The sequence below is a fragment of the Pseudomonas sp. Ost2 genome, assembly GCF_018326065.1.
Classification (GTDB): Bacteria; Pseudomonadota; Gammaproteobacteria; order Pseudomonadales; family Pseudomonadaceae; genus Aquipseudomonas; species Aquipseudomonas gingeri.
On sequence record NZ_AP021904.1, the window covers coordinates 5358973 to 5383044 of the forward strand.

At 63.0% G+C, this 24072-nt stretch carries 26 protein-coding genes; 2 read left to right on the forward strand and 24 right to left on the reverse strand.

From position 1 onward, the window contains the following. Nucleotides 1-27: 27 nt before the first annotated feature. Complete coding sequence (locus KI243_RS23435) at nucleotides 28-1599, forward strand: flagellar hook-length control protein FliK (protein WP_212809967.1); 1572 nt, start codon at nucleotides 28-30, stop codon at nucleotides 1597-1599. Continuing rightward, nucleotides 1596-1925 (forward strand): EscU/YscU/HrcU family type III secretion system export apparatus switch protein, encoded by a 330-nt coding sequence (locus KI243_RS23440; RefSeq protein ID WP_017124399.1) that lies wholly within the window; start codon nucleotides 1596-1598, stop codon nucleotides 1923-1925. Before KI243_RS23435 ends, KI243_RS23440 begins: the two co-directional genes overlap by 4 nt. Before the next feature lie 135 nt (nucleotides 1926-2060). On the opposite strand, the gene KI243_RS23445 is transcribed toward KI243_RS23440, so the two are convergent. The 24 genes from KI243_RS23445 to KI243_RS23560 form a co-directional block, all read right to left on the reverse strand. After that, on the reverse strand, nucleotides 2061-2453 hold the full coding sequence (locus tag KI243_RS23445) for a DUF2802 domain-containing protein (protein WP_017124400.1): 393 nt from the start codon (nucleotides 2451-2453) through the stop codon (nucleotides 2061-2063). Next, nucleotides 2454-2936 carry a chemotaxis protein CheW gene (locus KI243_RS23450; RefSeq protein ID WP_017124401.1) on the reverse strand — a complete coding sequence of 161 codons (483 nt, stop codon included), beginning with the start codon at nucleotides 2934-2936 and terminating at the stop codon, nucleotides 2454-2456. A gap of 76 nt (nucleotides 2937-3012) precedes the next feature. Further along, nucleotides 3013-3879, reverse strand: a complete 867-nt coding sequence (locus KI243_RS23455; RefSeq protein ID WP_212809968.1) for a CheW domain-containing protein — start codon at nucleotides 3877-3879, stop codon at nucleotides 3013-3015. 84 nt (nucleotides 3880-3963) lie between these two features. Then, nucleotides 3964-4752 carry a ParA family protein gene (locus KI243_RS23460; protein ID WP_017124403.1) on the reverse strand — a complete coding sequence of 263 codons (789 nt, stop codon included), beginning with the start codon at nucleotides 4750-4752 and terminating at the stop codon, nucleotides 3964-3966. 52 nt (nucleotides 4753-4804) lie between these two features. Further along, entirely contained in the window at nucleotides 4805-5692 is an 888-nt protein-coding gene (motD, locus tag KI243_RS23465) for a flagellar motor protein MotD (RefSeq protein ID WP_017124404.1), read from the reverse strand. A gap of 11 nt (nucleotides 5693-5703) precedes the next feature. Continuing rightward, the gene (locus tag KI243_RS23470) at nucleotides 5704-6444 is read right to left on the reverse strand and encodes a flagellar motor protein (protein ID WP_017124405.1); all 741 of its coding nucleotides are present in this window, start codon (nucleotides 6442-6444) and stop codon (nucleotides 5704-5706) included. Beyond that, nucleotides 6444-7583 carry a chemotaxis response regulator protein-glutamate methylesterase gene (locus KI243_RS23475; protein ID WP_212809969.1) on the reverse strand — a complete coding sequence of 380 codons (1140 nt, stop codon included), beginning with the start codon at nucleotides 7581-7583 and terminating at the stop codon, nucleotides 6444-6446. The genes KI243_RS23470 and KI243_RS23475 overlap by 1 nt, the downstream gene beginning before the upstream one ends. A gap of 52 nt (nucleotides 7584-7635) precedes the next feature. Further along, on the reverse strand, nucleotides 7636-9918 hold the full coding sequence (locus KI243_RS23480) for a chemotaxis protein CheA (RefSeq protein ID WP_177130318.1): 2283 nt from the start codon (nucleotides 9916-9918) through the stop codon (nucleotides 7636-7638). Nucleotides 9919-9932: 14 nt separating this feature from the next. Beyond that, complete coding sequence (locus KI243_RS23485; RefSeq protein WP_017124407.1) at nucleotides 9933-10721, reverse strand: protein phosphatase CheZ; 789 nt, start codon at nucleotides 10719-10721, stop codon at nucleotides 9933-9935. 22 nt (nucleotides 10722-10743) lie between these two features. After that, complete coding sequence (locus KI243_RS23490) at nucleotides 10744-11115, reverse strand: chemotaxis response regulator CheY (RefSeq protein WP_003183998.1); 372 nt, start codon at nucleotides 11113-11115, stop codon at nucleotides 10744-10746. Between the two features lie 174 nt (nucleotides 11116-11289). Beyond that, a complete protein-coding gene (fliA, locus tag KI243_RS23495; protein WP_017124408.1) occupies nucleotides 11290-12030 on the reverse strand; it encodes an RNA polymerase sigma factor FliA in 741 nt (246 codons plus the stop codon). Next, nucleotides 12027-12860: a flagellar synthesis regulator FleN gene (fleN, locus tag KI243_RS23500; RefSeq protein ID WP_017124409.1), complete on the reverse strand. Its 834-nt coding sequence runs from the start codon at nucleotides 12858-12860 to the stop codon at nucleotides 12027-12029. Before fleN ends, fliA begins: the two co-directional genes overlap by 4 nt. Before the next feature lie 121 nt (nucleotides 12861-12981). Further along, entirely contained in the window at nucleotides 12982-14310 is a 1329-nt protein-coding gene (flhF, locus tag KI243_RS23505) for a flagellar biosynthesis protein FlhF (RefSeq protein WP_017124410.1), read from the reverse strand. Between the two features lie 11 nt (nucleotides 14311-14321). After that, entirely contained in the window at nucleotides 14322-16451 is a 2130-nt protein-coding gene (flhA, locus tag KI243_RS23510) for a flagellar biosynthesis protein FlhA (RefSeq protein ID WP_212809970.1), read from the reverse strand. A gap of 131 nt (nucleotides 16452-16582) precedes the next feature. After that, the gene (gene flhB / locus KI243_RS23515) at nucleotides 16583-17722 is read right to left on the reverse strand and encodes a flagellar biosynthesis protein FlhB (protein ID WP_103032651.1); all 1140 of its coding nucleotides are present in this window, start codon (nucleotides 17720-17722) and stop codon (nucleotides 16583-16585) included. Nucleotides 17723-17725: 3 nt separating this feature from the next. Next, on the reverse strand, nucleotides 17726-18508 hold the full coding sequence (gene fliR / locus KI243_RS23520; protein WP_017124412.1) for a flagellar biosynthetic protein FliR: 783 nt from the start codon (nucleotides 18506-18508) through the stop codon (nucleotides 17726-17728). Nucleotide 18509: 1 nt separating this feature from the next. Then, complete coding sequence (locus KI243_RS23525) at nucleotides 18510-18779, reverse strand: flagellar biosynthetic protein FliQ (protein ID WP_017124413.1); 270 nt, start codon at nucleotides 18777-18779, stop codon at nucleotides 18510-18512. Between the two features lie 21 nt (nucleotides 18780-18800). Then, complete coding sequence (gene fliP, locus KI243_RS23530; RefSeq protein WP_017124414.1) at nucleotides 18801-19553, reverse strand: flagellar type III secretion system pore protein FliP; 753 nt, start codon at nucleotides 19551-19553, stop codon at nucleotides 18801-18803. Beyond that, nucleotides 19553-19987, reverse strand: coding sequence for a flagellar biosynthetic protein FliO (fliO, locus tag KI243_RS23535; RefSeq protein ID WP_017124415.1), 435 nt, complete (start codon nucleotides 19985-19987; stop codon nucleotides 19553-19555). Before fliO ends, fliP begins: the two co-directional genes overlap by 1 nt. Then, on the reverse strand, nucleotides 19988-20449 hold the full coding sequence (gene fliN / locus KI243_RS23540) for a flagellar motor switch protein FliN (RefSeq protein WP_017124416.1): 462 nt from the start codon (nucleotides 20447-20449) through the stop codon (nucleotides 19988-19990). It lies immediately after the preceding gene. Between the two features lie 57 nt (nucleotides 20450-20506). After that, nucleotides 20507-21475: a flagellar motor switch protein FliM gene (fliM, locus tag KI243_RS23545; RefSeq protein ID WP_017124417.1), complete on the reverse strand. Its 969-nt coding sequence runs from the start codon at nucleotides 21473-21475 to the stop codon at nucleotides 20507-20509. Nucleotides 21476-21484: 9 nt separating this feature from the next. Next, nucleotides 21485-21991 carry a flagellar basal body-associated protein FliL gene (gene fliL / locus KI243_RS23550; protein ID WP_177108742.1) on the reverse strand — a complete coding sequence of 169 codons (507 nt, stop codon included), beginning with the start codon at nucleotides 21989-21991 and terminating at the stop codon, nucleotides 21485-21487. Nucleotides 21992-22252: 261 nt separating this feature from the next. Next, a complete protein-coding gene (locus KI243_RS23555) occupies nucleotides 22253-23662 on the reverse strand; it encodes a flagellar hook-length control protein FliK (RefSeq protein ID WP_178991578.1) in 1410 nt (469 codons plus the stop codon). 88 nt (nucleotides 23663-23750) lie between these two features. Beyond that, nucleotides 23751-24050: an Hpt domain-containing protein gene (locus KI243_RS23560; protein WP_042934657.1), complete on the reverse strand. Its 300-nt coding sequence runs from the start codon at nucleotides 24048-24050 to the stop codon at nucleotides 23751-23753. Nucleotides 24051-24072: the final 22 nt, after the last annotated feature.

A 24072-nucleotide genomic window follows, 5' to 3' on the forward strand; every position in this document is an offset into this window, starting at 1 on the left:
AGGGCTATTTCGACAGGTTGCGACCCGATGACAGGCGAACTCAACATCACTCCCCTGGCCCAGTTGATCCAGGCCAGCAGCCGTCCGGCGGTCCTCGCCAGCGAACTGCTGAAGCTGACCCCGCCCCTCGACGGACTGATCGCTCCCGGGCAAAGCGCCAAGGCCGATGTGCTGTCGCTGAAGCAGGCCGACCAGACCTTCCAGCTGTTGCTCAAGCTGACCACCGACAATGGCCGCCAGACCACCGTGCAGGCCACCAGCAACCAGCCGCTGCCCCAGGGCACCCAACTGACCGTGACCCAACCCTCGGCCGGCAACCTGGCCATCACCGTGCAGCAGGCGCTCAGCGCCAGCGTTGCCGCCCTGACCCGCCTGGACACCACGCAACTGCCGGCCGGGACCCTGCTGCAAGGCAAGGTCATGACCACCCAGGTGCTGCCGCAGGTGCCGGGGCAACCGCTGGTCTATCGCTCGCTGGTGAGCCTGCTCAATACTGTGCTGAGCGGCACCACCCTGGCCATCGACAGTCCGCAACCGCTGCGTATCGGCAGCCTGCTCAGCGCCCTGGTGCAGGACTCGCAGAGCCTGAGCTTCGTGCCGCTGAGCGGCCGCCAGGACCAGTTGGCGGTGGCCCAGCAACTGCTGGCCCAGCAAGGCCGCCAGGGCTCGCTGGACAGCCTGATCAACAGCCTGCAGAACCTGCCGCGCCAAGACGACCTGCCCGCCGACCTGCGTGCCGCCATCGCCACCCTGCTCGACGATCTGCCCGACCTCGCGCAGTTGAGCAACCCCAAGGGCCTGGCCCTGGCCCTGCAGAACAGCGGACTGTTTCTCGAGGCCAGGCTGTTGCTGGGACAGAACCCGGCCATGGCGCCGGACCTCAAGGGCAACCTGTTGCGCCTGATCGCCCAGATCATGCCGCAGTTACCGGACACCCCGGCCAGCAACCCGGGTGCCTCCGCCGCCGTACTGGCCCAGGCCTTGCCGGGGTTTGTCCGCAGTGCCCTGGGGGCGCTTGGCCAGGTCGGCGGCAAGGCCGAGCCCGTCAGTTTTCCCCTGCCCTCGCGGCTGCTGCAGAGCCTGGCCGGCGAAGGCGGTCTGGAGAACCTGCTGCGTCTCGCCGCCGCGGCCGTTTCGCGCCTGCAAAGCCATCAACTGTCGAGCCTGGAACAGACCGGCCGAACGCCCGACGGCAACCTGCAGACCACGTGGCAACTGGAAATCCCGATGCGCAACCTGCAGGACATCGTGCCCCTGCAGATCAAGATCCAGCACGAAGAAACCCCGGAGAAGGAATCCGGCGAGAAACCCGAGCAACGCGAGCAGAAGGCGCCGCTATGGCGCGTGGAACTGGCCTTCGACCTGGACCCGCTGGGCCCGCTCCATGTCCAGGCGCAACTGCTGCAAGGCAACCTGTCCGGCCATCTCTGGGCCGAGCGGCCCTACACCGCCAGCCTGATCGAAAGCGAGCTGGGGGCGCTGCGTGAACAATTGCGCAACAGCGGCCTGAGCGTCGGCGAATTCGATTGCCACCAGGGCACGCCACCACAAGGCACTCAAACCCGACTGGAACAACGCTGGGTCGACGAAACCGCATGAAGAATCCGCATACCCCGCGCCAGGCCATCGCCCTCAAGTACGATGGCCAGCAAGCCCCGACCCTGACCGCCAAGGGCGATGAAGAGTTGGCCGAAGCCATCCTCAAGCTGGCCCGCGACTACGAAGTGCCGATCTACGAGAATGCCGAACTGGTGAAACTGCTGGCGCGCCTGGAACTGGGCGACAGCATTCCGGAGGAGTTGTACCGGACCATTGCCGAGATCATCGCCTTCGCCTGGCGCTTGAAAGGCAAGTTCCCCCAGGGACAGGACCCCGATGCACCGGCAGTGGAGAAGGATGTGACTGCCAGGGGAGACGACTACTGATGATCGCTCCCACAGGGCCTGCAGCCGTGACGCTGTGGGAGCGGGCTTGCCCGCGAAGCTCTTGAGCGGACGCGGAGCGTCCCGTAAGGCATTCCCACGCTGGAGCGTGGGAACGATCAGCGTAGGTCTAGCCCATCAATTGCGATGCAGCTTGCTCATCAGTTCCGCCTCGGCCTGGGTCAGGCCGCAGGACTGGGTCAGTTCGTCGACGCTGGCCCCCATGCCGACCAGCCGGGCAGCCTGGGCGAAGGACAGGGTCGAAGGATCACGCTGCTCCAGTTGCGCCAGCTTGTCCGGCAAGGGGCCGACCACCGCGCGCAGTTCGTGCAGGTCTTCGCCCATGCGCACCGTGCCGTTCTGGAAATTGTCGACCCGCCGGGCCAGTTCCTTGATGCGCTGGTCGCGCAACGCATCGCCCTCGGCCTGCTGCGCGGCGATCTGCCGCTGACCACGGGTGTAGGCCAGGAACATGCCCAGCGTCCCGGCCCACAACAGGGCCAGGAGGATGACTGCAACCTCAAGAATCAATCAGATGCTCTCCAGCTCGGACCATTCTTCTTCGCTCATCATCTTGTCCAGTTCCACCAGGATCAGCAACTCGCCGTTCTTGTTGCACACGCCCTGGATGAACTTGGCCGACTCTTCGTTACCGACGTTCGGTGCGGTCTCGACTTCCGACTGACGCAGGTAAACCACTTCCGCCACGCTGTCGACCATGATCCCGACCACTTGCTTGTCGGCTTCGATGATGACGATACGGGTGTTGTCGTTGACTTCGGTCGGCACCAGGCCGAAACGCTGGCGGGTGTCGATCACGGTGACGACGTTGCCGCGCAGGTTAATGATCCCCAGAACGTAGCTCGGTGCACCCGGTACCGGGGCGATCTCGGTATAACGCAGGACTTCCTGGACCCGCATCACGTTGATGCCGTAGGACTCGTTGTCCAGCTTGAACGTCACCCACTGCAGGATTGGATCATCGGAACCCTGTGAAGACGCTGACTTATTCATACCCCTGCCCCTCGATTACCGTTGATACGGTGTGTGTGCTGTCTGACGCCCGGGCGCGATAACCGCCCTGGCGCTGTTATTTGTTGGTTGGCTTGTTCAACTGCATGTGCTTGACAGCGCCGCTGGCGATCAACTCGGCCAGTTCGGAGACGTCCAGCAGCGCACACATGTGTTCGATGACCGTGCCCGCCAGCCACGGCCGCTGTCCACGATGAGAGCGCCATTTGATTTCATTGGGGTCCAGGCGCAACGAGCGACTGACCTGATGCACCGCCAGCCCCCATTCGTAGCCCTGTACCGAAATAACGTATTGCAGCCCCTGGCGGAAGTCGTCGCGATAGCGATCAGGCATCACCCAGCGAGCGGTGTCCAGTACCTTCAGATTACCGGCCTGGCTCGGCAGGATGCCGAGGAACCAGTCCGGCTGGCCGAACAACGGTGTCAGCTCATGACCGGCCAGGGAGTAGATCGACCCCAGGCACACAAGCGGCACCGCCAGGGTCAACCCGGCGACGTCGAACAACAGGCATTCGAACGGCTCGGCGGCCCAATGCGGACGCGCATCGCCCTCGACCGGCGGCGGCGTGATGTTCTGGGCCGGAGGCAGATGCACCTCGACCACCGGTTCCACCAGCACCGGGGCGACCGGGCGGGCCACGGGCAACTCGACGGCCACCTCGACCGGCGCCGGAACGGGCGCAAGCGCTACAGGCGCGACCAGCGCCTGGGCGACCATGGCGTCGCGGGCCTGTTCTTCCAGTACCGCCGCCTGGAATTCATCCAGTTCGCTGACCGGCTCGGGTTCGACCGCAACCGGGACGGTGATCTCGGGCTCTGCGGCGAGCGCCACCGGCAGTTCTTCGGTAGCCTCCTGCAGCAATGCATCCAGATAGGATTGCAGCGCCACCTGCGGACGGGTCGTGATGTCGACAGGACGGTTCATCTGGATGCCCATGGAGATGCCCCGCTACAGTGACCTGTAGGGGTTATCGGCGGGACTGGCAGGCGACTTGAGCAATACATCATGTCAGGCCACCTGCGGTACGAGCTGCTGGGTCAGCAGATGTTTGAGCAATGCCCGGTAAGCCAGCACGCCACGGCTCTTGCCGTCGAACTGCGACGGCGTGACCCCGGCCCGGCTGGCGTCACGCAGGCGCGTGTCGACCGGAATGTAGCCTTGCCAGATCGCATCCGGGAACTTGTCGCGCAGCACCCGCAGGGTGCCCATGGACGCCTGGGTCCGCCGGTCGAACAGGGTCGGAATGATCGTGTAGGGCAAGGCCTGCTTACGCGATCGGTTGATCATCGCCAGGGTGTTGACCATGCGTTCCAGGCCCTTCACCGCCAGGTGTTCGGTCTGCACCGGCACCACCAGCTGCTGGCTGGCCGCCAGGGCATTGACCATCAGCACGCCGAGCAGTGGCGGGCTGTCGATCACCGCATAATCGAAATCCTGCCACAACTGCGCCAGGCTCTTGGCGATCACCAGGCCCAGCCCGCTCTGGCCCGGCGACAGGCGCTCGAGGGTCGCCAGCGCGGTGCTGGAAGGCAACAGGGAAATGCGTTCGTCACTGGTCGACAGCAGCAACTGCCCGGGCAGGCCTTCAGGCACCTGGCCCTTGTGCTGGAACAGATCGAAGTTGCTGTGCTCCAGGGTATCTGGATCGTAGCCGAAGTAGCTGGTCATCGAGCCGTGCGGGTCGAGGTCGACGACGACCACGCGCTTGCCCGCCTCGGCCAGCAAGCCGGCTAAAGCGATGGAGGAAGTGGTCTTACCGACGCCACCTTTTTGATTGGCTACTGCCCAGACTCTCATTCAGTGTGTTCCTCCCGGCAAAGCGTCACGCTCGCCGAGAAATAGCGCTAAGTTATAGAGCAGGTGCCGGAGATTTGACGGCATTCTCGCGTACCGCTTGCTTTACCGCTGGCGGTGCAGTTTGTGTGCCAGCCCGCTTCAGTGCCGCATCGGGTGTCGCATGGGCGGTCCCCGTGCCGGTCAGGCTGCGGCGCACATCCAGGTTGCGCGACACCACCAGCACCACCCGGCGATTGCGCGCCCGGCCTTCCGCCGTGGCATTGTTGGCCACCGGCTGGAACTCGCCGTAACCGACCGACGCCATCCGCTGCGGATTGACCCCTTCCATCGCCATCATCCGCACGATACTCGACGAACGCGCCGAGGACAGCTCCCAGTTGGTCGGGTATTGCGCCGTGCGGATCGGCTGGTCATCGGTAAACCCCTCGACATGGATCGGGTTGTCGAAGGGTTTGAGGATCTTCGACACTTTGGCGATGATGTCGAAGGCCTTGTCGCTGGGCAAGGCGTCGCCGCTGCCGAACAACAGGCCGGAATTGAGTTCGATCTCGACCCACAACTCGTTGCCGCGCACGGTCATCTGGTTGGAACTGATCAGGTCGCCGAACGCCGCGCTGATATCGTCGGCAATGCTCTTGAGCGGATCCGCCGCACCCTGGCCGAAGGCCGCGTCGGTCTGGTCGGCGTCCTTGATCAGCGGGTCCGCCGGCTTGACGGTCACCGGCCGTTCGTCGCCGATGGGGATCGGCTTGAGGCTGCGATCGGCATCGGTGAAGACGCCGACCAGGGCCTGGGAGATGATCTTGTACTTGCCTTCGTTGATCGACGAAATCGAGTACATGACCACGAAAAAGGCGAACAGCAGGGTGATGAAGTCGGCGTAGGAAACCAGCCAGCGCTCGTGGTTCACATGCTCTTCGTGTTGGCGGCGTCTGGCCATGTCCTACTCCATCAGTCCATGAAGCCCTGGAGCTTCAGTTCAATGGAGCGCGGGTTCTCGCCTTCGGCTATCGACAGGATGCCTTCGAGGAGCATTTCCCGATAACGCGACTGGCGCAGGGCGATCGACTTCAGTTTGCTGGCAATCGGCAACAGCACCAGGTTGGCACTGGCCACGCCATAGATGGTCGCGACGAACGCCACGGCGATGCCGTTGCCCAGTTGCGACGGGTCACCGAGGTTGCCCATTACGTGGATCAGGCCCATGACCGCACCGATGATACCGATGGTCGGCGCATAGCCGCCCATGCTCTCGAAGACCTTGGCGGCTTCGATATCGCGGCTCTCCTGGGTGTAGAAATCCACCTCGAGGATACTGCGGATGGCTTCCGGTTCGGCACCGTCGACCAGCAATTGCAGGCCCTTGCGCGAATAGGTGTCCGGTTCGGCATCCGCCACGCCTTCCAGGCCCAGCAGGCCCTCCTTGCGCGCCGTCAGGCTCCAGTTCACCACACGATCGATGCCACCGGGCAGGTCGACGCGGGGCGGGAACAGGATCCAGCCGAGAATCTGCATGGCCCGCTTGAACGCGCTCATCGGCGACTGCAGCAAGGCCGCGCCGATGGTCCCGCCCAGCACGATGAGCGCCGCCGGGCCGTTGGCCAGGGCGCCGAGGTGGCCGCCTTCGAGGTAGTTGCCGCCGATAATGGCGACAAACGCCATGATGATGCCGATAAGGCTCAACACATCCATCAGAGACAAGCCTCGACCAGATGTTTGCCGATATCGTCCAGGCTGTACACGGCATCAGCCAGCTCGGCCTTGACGATCGCCATCGGCATGCCGTAGATCACGCAGCTCGCCTCGTCCTGGGCCCAGATCGCGCTGCCGCCCTGCTTGAGCAGGCGCGCGCCTTCGCGGCCGTCGGCGCCCATGCCGGTCAGCACCACCGCCAGAACTTTGTCACCATAGGACTTGGCCGCGGAACCGAAGGTGATATCCACACACGGTTTGTAGTTCAGGCGCTCGTCGCCCGGCAGAATCTTCACCGCGCCACGACCGTCGATCATCATCTGCTTGCCACCCGGAGCCAGCAACGCCAGGCCCGGACGCAGGATGTCGCCATCCTCGGCTTCCTTGACGCTGATCCGGCAGAGCTTGTCCAGGCGCTCGGCGAAGGCCTTGGTGAAGGCCGCCGGCATATGCTGGATCAGCACGATCGGCGCCGGGAAGTTGGCCGGCAGTTGTGTCAGGACGCGTTGCAGCGCAACCGGACCGCCGGTGGAAGTGCCGATGGCGACCAGCTTGTAGGCCTTGCGCTTCGGTGTGGCCGAGGTCGATGCGGCTGGCGCCGGCGCACGGCTGGCCACCGGCGTGGTGCGCACGGGAGCCGGCGCCGCGGCGCTGCTGCCAAAGCTGCCCGAAGAAGCCGGAGCGGCACTCGGCGCCGGGGTTGAAGGCGAGGCCGGAGCACTGTAGCTGCTGAAACGACGGTTGCTGCGCGAAATGCTGTGCACCTTCTCGCACAGCAATTGCTTGACCTTCTCGGGATTGCGCGAGATGTCTTCGAAATTCTTCGGCAGGAAGTCCACGGCCCCGGCATCCAGCGCGTCGAGGGTGACCCGCGCGCCTTCATGGGTCAGGGACGAGAACATCAGAACCGGAGTCGGACAGCGCTGCATGATATGCCGCACCGCCGTGATGCCATCCATCATCGGCATCTCGTAGTCCATGGTGATCACGTCCGGCTTGAGCGCCTGGGCCTGATCGATGGCTTCTTTACCGTTGGTCGCCGTGCCGACAACCTGGATGCTCGGATCCGCCGAAAGAATTTCCGAGACGCGGCGGCGGAAAAACCCCGAATCATCCACCACCAGGACCTTGACTACCATAAACACTCCGTTAGGTACGGCGGCGGACTCATGCACCGCCGCCGAACCAGAATCAAATACGCCGTGCGGCGTAACGCTTGAGCATGCTCGGCACATCGAGAATCAGCGCGATGCGACCGTCACCGGTGATGGTGGCGCCCGACATGCCCGGGGTTCCCTGCAGCATTTTGCCCAGCGGCTTGATGACCACTTCTTCCTGGCCGACCAGTTGATCGACGACGAAGCCGATCCGCTGCGTGCCCACCGAAAGGATCACCACATGGCCTTCGCGCTGCTCTTCGTGAGCGGCAGAGCTGACCAGCCAGCGCTTGAGGTAGAACAGCGGCAGGGCCTTGTCCCGCACGATCACCACTTCCTGGCCGTCGACCACGTTGGTGCGCGACAGGTCGAGGTGGAAGATCTCGTTGACGTTGACCAGCGGGAACGCAAAGGCCTGGTTGCCGAGCATGACCATCAGGGTCGGCATGATCGCCAGGGTCAACGGGACCTTGATGACGATCTTCGAGCCCTTGCCCTTGGTCGAGTAGATATTGATGGTGCCGTTGAGCTGGGCGATCTTGGTCTTCACCACGTCCATGCCCACGCCACGACCGGACACGTCGGAAATCTCGGTCTTGGTCGAGAAGCCCGGGGCGAAGATCAGGTTGAAGCAGTCGGTCTCGCTGAGACGGTCAGCCGCATCCTTGTCCATCAGGCCTTTCTTCACGGCGATGCCGCGCAGCACATCGGCGTCCATGCCCTTGCCGTCATCGGAGATCGACAGCAGGATGTGGTCGCCTTCCTGTTCCGCCGAGAGCACGACCCGACCGCTGCGGGGCTTGCCCATGGCTTCGCGATCGGCCGGCTCTTCGATACCGTGGTCGACCGAGTTGCGCACCAGGTGGACCAGCGGGTCGGCCAGGGCCTCGACAAGGTTCTTGTCGAGGTCGGTCTCTTCACCCACCAGTTCCAGGTTGATCTCTTTCTTCAACTGCCGGGCCAGGTCGCGAACCAGGCGCGGGAAGCGGCCGAAGACTTTCTTGATCGGCTGCATGCGGGTCTTCATCACCGCGGTCTGCAGGTCGGCAGTCACCACGTCGAGGTTGGACACCGCCTTGGACATGGCTTCGTCGCCGCTGTTGAGGCCCAGGCGCACCAGACGGTTACGCACCAGCACCAACTCGCCGACCATGTTCATGATCTCGTCGAGGCGTGCGGTATCGACCCGTACGGTGGTCTCGGCTTCACTGGCTGGCTTTTCCGCCGCCGCTGCCGCCGGAGCCCGCGCGGGGGCAGGCGCAGCAGCAGCAGCAGCAGCGGGCGCAGGCGCTGGCTTGGCCGGCTCGGCCTTGGCTTCCACCTTGGCCGCAGGCGCCGCAGCCGGCTTGGCGGCGGCCGCTGCCGGTGCTGCCACAGCCGCCGTGGTGCCACCCGCCACTTCGGAGAACTTGCCCTTGCCGTGCAACTCGTCGAGCAGGGATTCGAACTCGTGGTCGGTGATCAGGTCGCTGCCCGCTGCCGCCGCGCTATCCGGGGCTTTCGCCGCCGGCGCGGAAGCCGCTGCCGCGTCGAGGGCGTCGACCTTGAACGAACCCTTGCCATGCAACTGGTCGAGCAGGGCTTCGAATTCGTCGTCGGTGATATCGGAGCTTTCCGCCGTCGAGGCCGGTGCGGCCGCCGCGCTCGCCGCTGCGGCGGCTTCGGCGGCAATAGCCTCGGGGGCGAACTGGCCCTTGCCGTGCAACTGATCGAGCAACGACTCGAACTCGGCGTCGGTGATCTCGTCGCTACCCGCTTCGGCGGCGACCGGGGCTGGCGCCGCGGGCGCCTGTGCCTGTTCCTTGACCGCGTTGAGCGAGTCGAGGAGCAGTTCGAATTCATTGTCGGTGATGTCGCCGGAATCGCTTTCGGCGACCGGCTCGACGACCGCTTCCTCCACCACGGCAGCCGGTGCTTCACCAGCAGCGGCCGGCTCCGCCAGGCGCGCCAGGGCGGCCAGCAGTTCCGGGGTGGCCGCGGTGATCGGGCTGCGTTCGCGGACTTCGCCGAACATGCCGTTGACCGCGTCCAGCGCTTCCAGGACCACGTCCATCAGTTCCGAGTCGACGCGACGCTCACCCTTGCGCAGGATGTCGAACACGTTCTCGGCGATGTGACAGCACTCCACCAGCTCGTTGAGCTGGAGGAAGCCGGCGCCCCCTTTTACAGTGTGAAAACCGCGAAAAATGGCATTGAGCAGATCCGCGTCATCCGGGCGGCTTTCCAGCTCGACCAGTTGCTCGGACAGTTGCTCAAGAATCTCGCCGGCCTCAACCAGGAAATCCTGAAGGATCTCTTCATCGGCGCCGAAGCTCATGTGTATGGGTGCTCCTAGAATCCAAGGCTGGAAAGCAAATCGTCGACATCGTCCTGACCGGACATAACGTCTTCACGTTTATCGGCATGAATCTGCGGACCTTCACCCTTTGCCATCTGTTTTTGTGGATCTTTTTCCGCGAGGATGGCTTCGCGGTCATGTTCGATACCCGCAAAACGATCCACCTGGCTGGCCATCAGCACCAGTTTGAGCAGATTGCTTTCGACTTCGGTGACCATCTGCGTGACGCGCTTGATCACCTGGCCGGTAAGGTCCTGGTAATCCTGGGCCAGCAGGATGTCGTTGAGATCGCTCGATACCGCACGGGTCTCCTGCTCGCTGCGCGAAAGGAAACCGTCGACCCGCCGGGCCAGTGCGCGAAACTCTTCGGCACCGACTTCACGCCGCATGAAGCGACCCCAGTCGGCGCTCAGGGCCTTGGCTTCCTCGTTCAGGCCACTGACCCGCGGGGTCGCGCTCTCCACCAGGTCCATGGTGCGATTGGCCGCCGCCTCGGTCAGCCTGACCACATAGGACAGGCGCTCGGTGGCGTCGGTGATCTGCGAAACTTCCTCGGCTTGCGGCATGGTCGGGTCAATCTGGAAATTGACGATCGCACTGTGCAGCTCGCGGGTCAGCTTGCCGACTTCCAGATACAGGCCGCGGTCACGGGTCTGGTTCAGCTCATGGATCATTTGCACCGCATCGCCGAAACGGCCTTTTTCAAGGCTGTCGACCAGTTCACGGGCATGTTTTTTCAGGGTCGATTCAAAATCGCCCAGTGAAGATTCGTTGTGCTCCATAGCGCCCCCGTGGCGGACTTCATCAACCGATGCGTTCGAAGATCTTTTCGATCTTCTCTTTCAGCGCCTGGGCCGTGAATGGTTTGACCACATAGCCGTTGACGCCGGCCTGGGCGGCTTCGATGATCTGCTCGCGCTTGGCTTCGGCCGTGACCATCAGGACCGGCAGGTGCTTGAGCTTTTCATCGGCACGCACGTGGCGCAGCAGGTCGATGCCGGTCATGCCGGGCATGTTCCAGTCGGTGACCAGAAAGTCGATGCTACCGCTGTTGAGGACCGGAATGGCGGTAGTACCGTCATCGGCCTCGACCGTGTTGGTGAACCCGAGGTCACGCAACAGGTTCTTGATGATCCGCCGCATCGTTGAGAAGTCATCAACAATGAGGATTTTCATGTTCTTGTTCAATTCGACCTCCAAGCAGTCTTAAACGCGTTTCAGCACCTGAACGCGCTGTTCAATCAATTCGGCACAACACTCGACTACTGCATGGAAACCACAACCGGCCGAGCCGCCGACACACCGTCAAACGCTGCATCGGTCTCGTTCGCAGTGTCCCCACACTGCCTGTCAACGCGCTCGCCACTCTCCCAAACGCCCCCGCAAGCGGGCCGCGCACTGGCTGTGTAACTGGCTGACTCGCGATTCGCTGACCCCCAGTACCTCACCGATTTCCTTGAGGTTCAGCTCCTCGTCGTAGTACAGCGCCAAGACCAGTCGCTCACGCTCCGGCAAATTGGCAATCGCATCCGCCAGCGCCGCCTGGAAGCGTTCATCCTCCAGATCGCGTGACGGCTCGAGATGAGCACTCGCGCCATCCTCGTGCAGCCCTTCATGCTCGCCGTCCTGCAACAGGTCGTCGAAACTGAACAATCGGCTGCCCAGGGTATCGTTCAAAATCCCGTAATAATCATCGAGACTCAATTGGAGTTCGGCTGCAACCTCGTGATCTTTAGCGTCACGACCGGTTTTCGCTTCAATTGCCCTGATTGCGTCACTGACCATACGGGTATTGCGGTGTACCGAACGGGGTGCCCAGTCGCCCTTGCGGACCTCATCGAGCATCGCGCCGCGAATCCGGATACCGGCATAGGTCTCGAAACTCGCACCTTTGCTGGAGTCATACTTGGTCGAGACTTCCAGCAGGCCGATCATGCCCGCCTGGATCAGGTCCTCGACCTGCACACTGGCCGGCAGCCGCGCCAGCAAGTGATAGGCGATCCGCTTGACCAGAGGCGCATAACGCTCGATCAACTCATACTGGCTGTCACGCGACGACTTGGAATACATGCGATAGCCACTGGCAGTCATAGCACTGGTCCCGCACTCGTCTGATGCACCAGACGTTCGACGAAGAACTCCAGGTGCCCGCGTGGGTTGGCGGGCAACGGCCAGGTGTCGACCTTCTGGGCAATGGCCTTGAACGCCAGGGCGCATTTCGAACGAGGGAACGCTTCGTAGACCGCGCGCTGCTTCTGCACGGCCTTGCGTACGCATTCATCGTAGGGAACGGCACCGACGTATTGTAGGGCTACATCGAGGAAGCGATCCGTGACCTTGGTCAACTTGGCGAACAGATTGCGACCTTCCTGGGGGCTCTGGGCCATGTTGGCCAGCACGCGGAAACGGTTCATGCCGTAGTCGCGGTTGAGCAGCTTGATCAGGGCATAGGCGTCAGTGATCGAGGTCGGCTCGTCGCAGACCACCAGCAGGACTTCCTGGGCCGCGCGGACAAAACTGACTACCGAGTCACCAATACCCGCAGCGGTGTCGATCACCAGCACATCGAGGTTGTCGCCAATATCGCTGAACGCCTGGATCAGGCCGGCATGCTGGGCCGGGCTCAGGTGGACCATGCTCTGGGTGCCGGAGGCGGCCGGCACGATACGGATCCCGCCCGGCCCCTGCAACAGCACATCACGCAACTCACAGCGCCCCTCGACCACGTCGGCCAGGGTGCGTTTGGGGGTCAGCCCCAGCAGGACGTCGACATTCGCCAGCCCCAGGTCGGCGTCCAGCAGCATGACCCGCCGGCCAAGCTCAGCCAGCGCCAGGGACAAGTTCACTGACACGTTAGTCTTCCCGACGCCACCCTTGCCGCCGGTCACCGCGATCACCTGTACGGGATGCATGCTGCCCATGTTCTCTTCTTACCTTGTCTTGCTTAGACGGAAGGCCACATAACTGGCTGCGCGTTCCCGGAGGGAACTAATGCCTGGCAGACCATCGATGTAGGTGCATTGCAACGTCTTCATGATTACCTCAACCCACTCGTTTGGACGGGCTGTGGTAGATGTCAGCGAACATATCGGCCATGGCCTCTTCGCTGGGTTCTTCCTGCATTTGCACACTGACTGCGCGGCTCACCAGCTGGTGGCGGCGCGGCAAATGCAGATCGTCCGGAATCCTTGGACCATCGGTCAGATAGGCCACCGGCAATTCGTGGCTGATGGCCAGGCTCAGCACTTCGCCGAGACTCGCCGTTTCATCCAGTTTAGTCAGGATGCAGCCAGCCAGCCCGCAGCGCTTGTAGCTGTGGTAGGCGGCGGTCAACACCTGTTTCTGGCTGGTCGTGGCCAGGACCAGGTAATTCTTGGCCTTGATCCCGCGTCCGGCCAGGCTTTCCAGTTGCATGCGCAGCGCCGGGTCGCTGGCCTGCAGGCCGGCGGTATCGATCAGCACGACGCGCTTGCGCAGCAGCGGATCGAGGGCTTGCGCCAGGGACTGGCCCGGGTCGACGTGGGTCACGGGTACGTTGAGGATCCGCCCCAGGGTCTTGAGCTGTTCCTGGGCACCGATACGGAAGCTGTCCATGCTGACCAGGGCGATGTTCTGCGCACCGTACTTGAGCACGTAGCGCGCCGCCAGCTTGGCCAGCGTGGTGGTCTTGCCCATGCCGGCCGGACCGACCATGGCTATGACCCCGCCCTCTTCCAAGGGTTCGATCTCGGGAGTGACGATCATCCGGGCCAGGTGCGCCAGCAGCATACGCCAGGCCTGACGCGGCTCTTCGATGCCGGTGATCAGTGCCAGCAGGTCGCGCGACAGCGGGCCGGACAGGCCGACACGCTGCAGGCGGCGCCAGAGGTTGGCCTGCGCCGGCTGGCTGCCTTGCAACTGGTTCCAGGCCAGGGAGCCGAGCTGGACTTCCAGCAGCTCGCGCAGGCCGTTGAGCTCGAAACGCATCGAATCGAAGACCCGCTGGTCCACCGCCGGGGCCGCCGCGACAGGCGCCGGGGCCGGGCGACGCGGCTCGTCGAAAGTCGGTTCGATCAGCGGCTCGGCAGCGGTCAGCGGCAGGCCGGCGAACAACTGGCGATTGGTGGTCGCATCGCTCTCGCCCTCGCTGCGCAGGCTCAGTTCGGCCTGGGCGGTGACGATCCGCGACTGGGTCTTGCGCAGCTCGTCCTCGAGCTCCATGTTCGGTACACGCGGCGCCAGGGCCGAGAGCTTGTAGTCCAGGGCAGCCGTCAGCTCGACACCGCCCGCGATGCGGCGGTTGCCGATGATGGCCGCGTCCGAGCCCAGCTCATCACGAACCAGCTTCATGGCCTGACGCATATCGGCGGCGAAAAAACGCTTAACTTGCATAACCCACTACCTCAGCCGTTGGGCCCTACTGTCGCAACGATGGTGACTTGCTTGTTGTCCGGAATTTCCTGGTAGGCCAAGACATGCAGACTTGGTACCGCCAGGCGTCCGAACCGCGAAAGCATCGCGCGAACCGGACCGGCCACCAGCAGGATCACCGGCTGCCCTTGCATCTCTTGGCGCTGGGCGGCGTCGATCAGTGAACGCTGGAGTTTTTCGGCCATGCTCGGTTCCAGGAGAACCCCCTCTTCCGAGCCTTGTCCGGCCTTCTGCAGACTATTGAGCAATATTTGTTCCAACCTTGGTTCCAAGGTGATCACAGGCAGCTCGGAGTCAAGCCCTACAATGCTTTGGACGATTGCGCGAGACAAGCCGACACGCACTGCCGCCACCAGAGCGGCAGTATCTTGACTCTTGGCGGCATTGTTTGCGATGGCTTCGGCAATGCTGCGGATATCGCGTACCGGCACGTGTTCGGCCAGCAGGCACTGCAGCACCTTGAGCAGGTGCGACAGGGAAATGATGCCCGGCACCAGCTCTTCGGCCAGCTTCGGCGAGCCCTTGGCCAGCAGTTGCATGAGCTGCTGGACTTCTTCGTGGCCGATCAGCTCGCTGGAGTGCTTGTAGAGAATCTGGTTGAGGTGCGTCGCCACCACCGTGCTGGCGTCCACTACGGTGTAGCCCAGCGACTGCGCCTGGGCGCGCTGGCTGATCTCGATCCAGACCGCCTCCAGGCCGAAAGCCGGGTCCTTGGCGGTAATGCCGTTGAGGGTGCCGTAGACCTGGCCCGGGTTGATCGCCAGTTCGCGATCCGGGTAGATCTCCGCTTCGGCCAGGGTCACGCCCATCAGGGTCAGGCGATACGCACTGGGCGCCAGGTCGAGGTTGTCACGAATATGCACAGTCGGCATCAGGAAGCCGAGATCCTGGGACAGCTTCTTGCGCACGCCCTTGATCCGTGCCAGCAATTGCCCGCCCTGGTTGCGGTCCACCAGCGGAATCAGGCGATAACCCACTTCCAGGCCGATCATGTCGATCGGCGTGACGTCATCCCAGCCCAGCTCTTTGGTTTCCATGGCGCGGGCCGGCGACGGCAGGAGCTCCTGCTGGCGCTGCACTTCGGCCAGGGCCTGGACCTTGACCACGTTCTGCTTTTTCCACAGCAGGTAAGCCGCGCCACCTGCCACCAGCGCCAGGCTGAGGAAGGAAAAGTGCGGCATGCCCGGCACCAGGCCCATCACCGCCATCAGGCCGGCGGCCACGCCGAGGGCCTTGGGCGAGGCGAACATCTGCCGGTTGATCTGCTTGCCCATGTCTTCCGAGCCGGAAGCACGGGTCACCATGATGGCCGCTGCTGTGGATAACAACAGTGATGGCAACTGCGCCACTAAACCGTCACCGATGGTCAGCAGGGCGTAGACCTTGCCGGCGTCGGCAAACGACATGTTGTGCTGGAAGATACCGACCGCCATGCCGCCGATCAGGTTGATGAACAGAATCAGCAAACCGGCGATGGCGTCACCGCGGACGAATTTGCTGGCACCGTCCATGGAGCCGTAGAACTCGGCCTCCTGGGCCACTTCCAGGCGGCGCAGCTTGGCTTGTGGCTGATCGATCAGGCCGGCGTTGAGATCGGCGTCGATCGCCATCTGCTTGCCGGGCATCGCATCGAGGGTGAAACGCGCGCTGACCTCGGAAATCCGCCCGGCGCCCTTGGTCACCACGACGAAGTTGATGATCATCAGGATGGCGAAAACCACGATACCGACCACGTAGTTACCACCGATCACCACCTCGCCGAAGGCCTGGATCACCTTGCCCGCGGCGGCGTGACCGTCCTGGCCGTGGAGCATCACCACCCGGGTGGAGGCCACGTTCAGGGCCAGGCGCAACAGCGTGGCGATCAGCAGGATGGTCGGGAAGACGGCGAAGTCCAGCGGCCGCAGGGCGTAGACGCAGACCAGCAGGACGACAATCGACAGGGCGATGTTGAAGGTGAAGAAGACGTCCAGCAGGAACGCCGGCACTGGCAACATCATCATCGCCAGCATGACCAACAGCAGCAGCGGCACGCCCAGGTTGCCCCGGCCGAGACCACTCACATTGCTGCGCGCCGTGTTGATAAATTGAGTGCGGTCCACCGGTATTCCTCGTCACCTTGAAGCAAACTTTTGACGCTGAAAGCGTCGCAAAACCTGCTTGTGCAAGAAACCTTCCAACTCTGTGGAAGTGACTGAAAATGCGGGGGACGATCGACGGACAGGAGAAATGTTCAGGAATCGCGGCGCAGGTCCGGTGGAATCGGCAGGTTGTCCTTGAGCGGATCCGGACGCTTGCCCTTGCCCGCGCGGAACTGGCGGATCTGGAAGACATAGGCGAGCACCTGCGCCACCGCCAGGTAGAGCCCCGCCGGAATCTCCTGGTCCAACTCGGTGGAGTAGTAGATCGAACGCGCCAGGGCCGGCGATTCGAGCAGCATGATCTCGTGCTCGACGGCGATCTCGCGGATCTTCAGGGCGATGAAGTCATTGCCCTTGGCCAGCAGCACCGGCGCCCCGCCCTTCTCGGCATCGTACTTGAGCGCCACCGCGTAGTGGGTCGGGTTGGTGATGACCACATCCGCCTCGGGAATCGCCGCCATCATCCGCCGCTGGGACATCTCGCGCTGCAGCTGGCGAATCCGCTGCTTGACCTCCGGACGGCCTTCCTGGTCCTTGTATTCGTCACGCACTTCCTGCTTGGTCATCAGCAGCTTCTTGTGGCTTTCCCAGAGCTGTACCGGCACATCCACTGCGGCAATCAGCAGCAACCCGAGGGACATCCACAAGGCGCTCCACCCCACCACCTGCAGACTGTGGATAATCGACGACTCCAGGGGTTCATGGGCAATCCGCACCAGATCGTCGATATCCGACGACAATACCGCCAGGGCCACCAACAGCACGATGATGAATTTCGCCAGGGCCTTGAGCAACTCCACCAGGGCCTTGGTCGAGAACATCCGCTTGAGCCCGGCCAGAGGATTCATCCGGCTGAACTTGGGTGCCAGACTACCGGCCGCGAACAGCCACCCCCCCAGGGAGATCGGTCCGATAAAGGCGGCCAGCAACAAGGTCAGCAGGACCGGCTGAACCGCCCAGAGCGCTATCTTGCCCGACTGCAGGAGGAAGATCGCCATGTAGCGCTGGTCGAGTATCACTTCCCGCGAAAGCGTGAAGTTCAGGCGCATCAACTCGGCCATGTCCTGCGCCAGCGCGCCACCAAAGACCAGCAGGCCACCGGTGCCGGCCAACATCACCGCCAGGGTGTTGAGTTCCTTGGAACGGGCAATCTCGCCCTTCTCACGGGAGTCCTTCTTCCTTTTCTCCGTGGGGTCTTCTGTCTTGTCCTGACCGCTCTCGCTCTCTGCCATGGCTCAGGGCGCCCGTATCAGTTGACGTAGGAACTGCAGGGCCTCGACGGCCAGCGGTTGATACTGGTTGAGGATATCGCCCAGGCTGATCCAGAGGATGAACATCCCCAGCACCAGCGTCAGCGGGAAACCGATGGAGAAGATGTTCAACTGCGGCGCGGCGCGAGTCATGATGCCGAAGGCCACGTTGACCACCAGCAAGGCGGTGATCGCCGGCAGCACCAGCATCAACGCCGCGCCGAGAACCCAGCCGAGCTTGCCGGCAATCACCCACAGATCCGTGGTCGACAGCCCGCTGCCGACCGGGAAGGTGGTGAAGCTCTCGGTCAGCACCTCGAACACCACCAGATGGCCATTCATCGCCAGGAACATCAGCGTCACCAGCATGGTGAAAAACTGCCCGATCACCGCACTGGAGACGCCGTTGATCGGGTCGACCATGGACGCGAAGCCCATGCCCATCTGCACCGCGACAATCTGCCCGGCGACCACGAAGGCCTGGAAGAACAACTGCAGGGAGAAACCGAGCAAGGCGCCGAAGATGATCTGCTCGGCAATCAGCATCAGTCCGCTGAGATCCAGCGGATGCACCTCGGGCATCGGCGGCAGGCCCGGCGCGATCACCACGGTGATAGCAAAGATAAAGTACAACCGTACCCGCCGCGGCACCAGGGTGGTCCCGAAGATCGGCATGGTCATGACCACCGCGCCGACCCGGAACATCGGCAGCATGAAACTGGCGACCCAGGTGCTGATCTGCGTATCGGTCAGCGCGAGCAGCGACATGTCAGCCGATGACCTGCGGGATACTGCCGTAGAGCGACAGGATGTATTCCATGAATTTCTGCACCAGCCAGGGACCGGCGACAATCAGGGTGATGAGCATCACCAGCAGGCGCGGCAGGAAACCCAGGGTCTGTTCGTTGATCTGCGTGGCGGCCTGGAACATCGCCACCAGCAGACCTATAAGCAGGGTCGGAACCACCAGCACGGTGACCATCAGCGTGGTCAGCCAGAGGGCATCGCGAAAGATGTCAATTGCAACTTCAGGCGTCATGGCGCACTACTCGTGAAGGTTCTAGACACCACCAAAACTGCTCGCCAGGGTACCGATGATCAGCGCCCAGCCATCCACCAGCACGAACAGCATGATCTTGAACGGCAGGGAAATGATCAACGGCGACAGCATCATCATACCCATCGCCATCAACACACTGGCGACCACCAGGTCGATGACCAGGAACGGAATGAAGATCATGAAGCCGATCTGGAACGCGGTCTTCAACTCGGAGGTGACGAAGGCCGGCACGATAATGGTCAGCGGCGCCTGGTCGGGCGTGGCGATGTCGGTGCGCTTGGACAGGCGCATGAACAGCTCCAGGTCGCTGCTGCGGGTCTGCGCCAGCATGAAGTCCTTGATCGGCCCCTGGGCCTTGAGCACCGCATCCTGGGCCGTGAGTTTCTCGGCCAGGTAGGGCTGCAGGGCATCCTGGTTCACCTTGTCGAAGACCGGCGCCATGATGAACAGGGTCAGGAACATCGCCATGCCGGTCAGGATCTGGTTCGACGGCGTCTGCTGCAGGCCCAGGGCCTGGCGCAGGATCGAGAAGACGATGATGATCCGGGTAAAGCTGGTCATCAGGATGACGAACGCCGGGATGAAACTCAGCGCCGTCATGATCAGCAGGATCTGCAGGCTGACCGAGTACTCCTGCTGTCCGTTGGCCCCGGTGCCGAGGGTGATGGCCGGGATCGACAGCGGATCGGCGCCGAACGCCAGCGGCGCGGCCAGCACCAGCGTCAGGCCGAGGATAAAACGCAACGCAGCCATCACTTCTTGTCCTTACCCAGCAATTCCATCAGGCGTTGAGCGAACTCCGGGGTCGCCGGCTCGCCATTCGGAACCTGGACCGGCTCCTTGAGCACATGCAAGGGCGTGATGGTGCCCGGTGTCAGCCCGAGCAGGATCTGCTCGTTGCCGACCTGCACCAGCACCAGCCGGTCCCGCGGCCCGAGGGCACGGGAGCCGATCAGTTCGATCACCTGCCCTTTCTTGCCCGCCGGCCCCGCCTGCTGCACCCGGCGCAACAGCCAGGCCAAGGCAAAGATGATCCCCAGCACCAGCAGCAAACCCAACACCAGTTGCGTCAGTTGCCCGGCCATGCCACCACCGACCGCCGGCGCAGCCGCCGCCGCGCTGGTCACGGGCTCAGCCGCCAACGCACTGAACGGCAACAGCAGGAGACCGCCGAGAAGCCTGCTCATTCAGCGCAACTTCTTGATGCGTTCGCTCGGGCTGATCACGTCCGTCAGACGGATGCCGAACTTTTCGTTGACCACCACCACTTCACCGTGGGCAATCAGCGTGCCGTTGACCAGCACATCCAGCGGCTCGCCGGCCAGGCGATCGAGCTCGATGACCGACCCCTGGTTCAATTGCAGGAGGTTGCGGATATTGATATCGGTGCTGCCGACTTCCATGGAGATCGACACCGGGATATCCAGGATCACGTCCAGGTTCGGCCCGTCCAGGGTCACCGGCTCGTGGCTTTTCGGCACACTGCCGAATTCTTCCATCGGCAGGCGATTGGAGCTCGGCGCGGTACCGGCATCGGCCGCCAGCAGGGCGTCGATATCGTCCTGGCCGGTTTCGCCGGATTCTTCCAGGGCAGCCGCCCACTCGTCAGCCAGGGCCTGGTCGTCAGTCATATCGTGTTCGTCAGCCATCAGTTGTCCTCGGCGGGCAGAAAATCAGTTAACACAGCACATTCTTGATCGACCCGCTCAACGGCGTTCGATCGGCTCAATCACTTGCAATGCCAGGTTGCCCTTGTGGGAACCGAGCTTGACCTTGAACGACGGCACGCCGTTGGCGCGCATGACCATGTCCTCGGGCAGTTCCACCGGAATCACGTCGCCCGGCTGCATGTGCAGGATGTCCCGCAGGCGCAACTGGCGACGCGCCACCGTGGCACTGAGCGGCACCGCCACATCCAGCACGTCTTCGCGCAGGGCCTTGACCCAGCGTTCGTCCTGGTCGTCGAGGTCCGACTGGAAACCGGCGTCGAGCATTTCCCGTACCGGCTCGATCATCGAGTACGGCATGGTCACGTGCAGGTCGCCGCCACCGCCGTCGAGTTCAATGTGGAAGGTCGAGACCACCACCGCTTCGCTCGGCCCGACGATGTTGGCCATGGCTGGGTTCACTTCCGAGTTGATGTACTCGAAATTGACTTCCATGATCGCCTGCCAGGCTTCCTTCAAGTCGATGAAGGCCTGCTCCAGCACCATGCGCACCACGCGCAGCTCGGTCGGGGTGAATTCGCGCCCCTCGATCTTGGCGTGACGGCCGTCGCCGCCGAAGAAGTTGTCCACCAGCTTGAACACCAGCTTGGCGTCGAGGATGAACAGCGCCGTGCCGCGCAACGGCTTGATCTTGACCAGGTTGAGACTGGTCGGCACATACAGCGAGTGCACGTATTCGCCGAACTTCATCACCTGAACCCCGCCCACCGCCACATCGGCGGAGCGACGCAGCATGTTGAACATGCTGATACGGGTGTAGCGGGCAAAACGCTCGTTGATCATCTCCAGGGTCGGCATGCGTCCACGGACGATGCGATCCTGGCTGGTCAGGTCGTAGCTTTTGACGCTGCCGGGTTCGGCGGCGTTTTCGGTCTGTACCAGACCGTCATCGACACCATGCAAGAGGGCATCGATCTCATCCTGGGACAGCAGGTCTTGCACGGCCATGTCGTGATCCTACTGCAGTACGTAGTTAGTGAAGAGCAACTGTTCGACCACCACCTTGCCGACTTCCTTCTGCGCCACTTCCTGCACGCTGGCAGTGGCTTTCTGGCGCAGCAACTCCTGGCCGACCGGGGTCGCCAGGGTTTCGTAGGTCTGCCCGGAGAACAGCATCACCAGATTGTTGCGGATCACCGGCATATGGACTTTCAGGGCCTCCAGGTCGCCCTGGTTGCGCGCCATCATGGTAATGCTCACCTGCATATAGCGCTGGCGGCCGTTGGCGTCCTTGAAGTTGGCGACAAACGCCGGCGCCATCGACTCGTAGATCGCCGGCTGCTTGGTCGTGCTGGCCTCGGCAGGAGCCGGTGCCGGCTTGCTCTGGGCGCTGTGCATGAAGTACCAGGTCGCCCCCACGGAGAGCCCGATCGCCAATAGCAAAGCCACCACGATCACGATAATCAGCTTGAGTTTGCCTTTACCGCCAGGTTCTTTTACCGCTGCTGCTTCGCTCTTCGCCATGCCAATAATCCGTCACTATTCGGTTTTTCACAGTCGCACGGCAAGGCTGGAGCAAGTGTTATGCCAGAGTTGGCAGAGAGGGAAAGGACAGTGCGAGGACGCCGCTCATATCGGCGCGGGCCCGGGTGTGAGCAGGCTTGTATGAGAGTGGGTTTGCGTGGGAGCGGGCTTGCCCGCGAAGAGCCCCTTGAGACCTCAAGAGGCTTCAGGGGCAAGCCCCCTCCCACATGCCACACAAACACCCACCGGCCATGAAGACAATCAGGCGTAGTAGTCGACCGCGCTGGAACCCACCACCACGCTGGCACTGGTGGCTGCCGCTTCGGTCGCGGCCGCGATGGCGATATCGTCGTCGCCGCTATCCAGGCGGCCGCCGCTGCCGTTGTTGCTGCCTTTCTGGGCCTGCTGTTGCTGTTGTTGCGGATCCTGGCCCTGGCCAGCCCAGCCACGCGACTGGTCGGAGACACTGACATCGGCCTGCCCCAGGCCCTGCTGCTGGAGCATGTCGCGCAGGCGGAACATATTGCTTTCCAGTGCATCACGCACGCCGGCATGACCACTGACGAAGCTGATCTGCGTCGCCTGGTCGGCGGCCATATTGACCTTGATGTCCAGTCGTCCCAGCTCGGCCGGTTCCAGCTGGATATCGGCGGACTTGATGCTGGCGCTCGACAGGTACATGACCCGGTTGACCACTTCCTCGGTCCAGCCACTCTGATGCATGGCCAGAGGCTGGTTGACCGGCAGCGCGTTCGCGGTTTTCGGCACCGCGGCCTGGGTCAGGGCCGCCAGGCGATTGGCGAAGTCGTCGACACGGGTGTCACTGGAGGCGCTTTTCAGATCCTTCAGGCCGTCTTCGATCAACCCCTTGAAGGATTTTTCGCCGCCCTGCTCGGTGGTCCCGGCATCGGTTTTCTGATCCACCAGCATGGCCACGCCGGCGTTCTGGTTCAGGGCCTGGTTAGGATCCGTATCGTTGTTGCTGGTGGTGGTTTTCGTAGTCGGCTGACTGGTCGTCGACACATGTCCGCCCTGCTCCATCGCCAGACGCACGGCGGGCAGGTTATCCAGCGGATCGGAATTCGGATCGAAATCACTGTCGCTGGCCGGCGGTGTCGCGGCGGCCTGCACCGGCGCCGCGGTCACCGCTGCCGCCAGGGGCGCTTCGACCACCGGTGGCTGCGCGGGAGCCACGGCCGGCGGCGCTTCCGGAACCGGCATCGGTGGCGTGACGGCAGCCTGGATCAACGCCGGATCGAGGGTCGGATCCACTGGCGTGGCATCCACCACCGGTGTATCGGTGGCGGTGTCCTTGTCGCTGTCATCAGAGGCAACCTGGTCGTCATCGGCCTTGGTCGTCGTGTCGCTGCTGGTGGTTTTGTCGGCAGGCAAGGAATTGCCGCTATCGGCAACCGCCGGCTTTGCCGCATCCCCCTTGTTGCTGGCAACCACATCCTTTTTCGCCGGCACCGCGGGAGTGCTGTCCCGGTTCGCCTTGACCGGGCTGTCAGGTGTCTTTACCGACTTGCCCTGGCTGTTCTGGTAGACCTGGGCAAAGCTGGAAGCATTGTCCTTGGGCTGCGCGACCGGTGCCGGCGGATTGCTCGCGAGGTCCGCCTTGGGTTTGGCCGCAGCGGTGGCCTGAAGAAGAGAATTGGGAGCGAGGGGCATAACACAGTCTCCGCTGCACAGGGATCGTAAAGTCAATGCAGGGAGTGGTAGCAAGGTTCGGGCCAGCTTGCCCGGATTGCCACAAAGGTCATTGCTTGATCGGGAACCGCTCGCGCTCGCGGGCGTACAGATGGCGTACCTGCTCGTACTCGCGGTCTATCCGCCCCACGAGGTCCTCGACCCCGGTCAGCGGCAATTGCGCGGCCCGCTCTTCCAGTTGCCGGCAAAGATCGGCCAGGTGCAACGCGCCCATATTGCTGCTGCTGCCCTTGAAGCTGTGGGCCGCCAGCCCCAGTTCTATCGCGTTGCTGGCCTGGTGCAACTGCCCCAGGCGTTTTTCCGAATCGTTGAGAAAGGTATCCAGCAACAAGGGATACTCATCCTCCATGACTTCCTGCAATGCGCCGAGC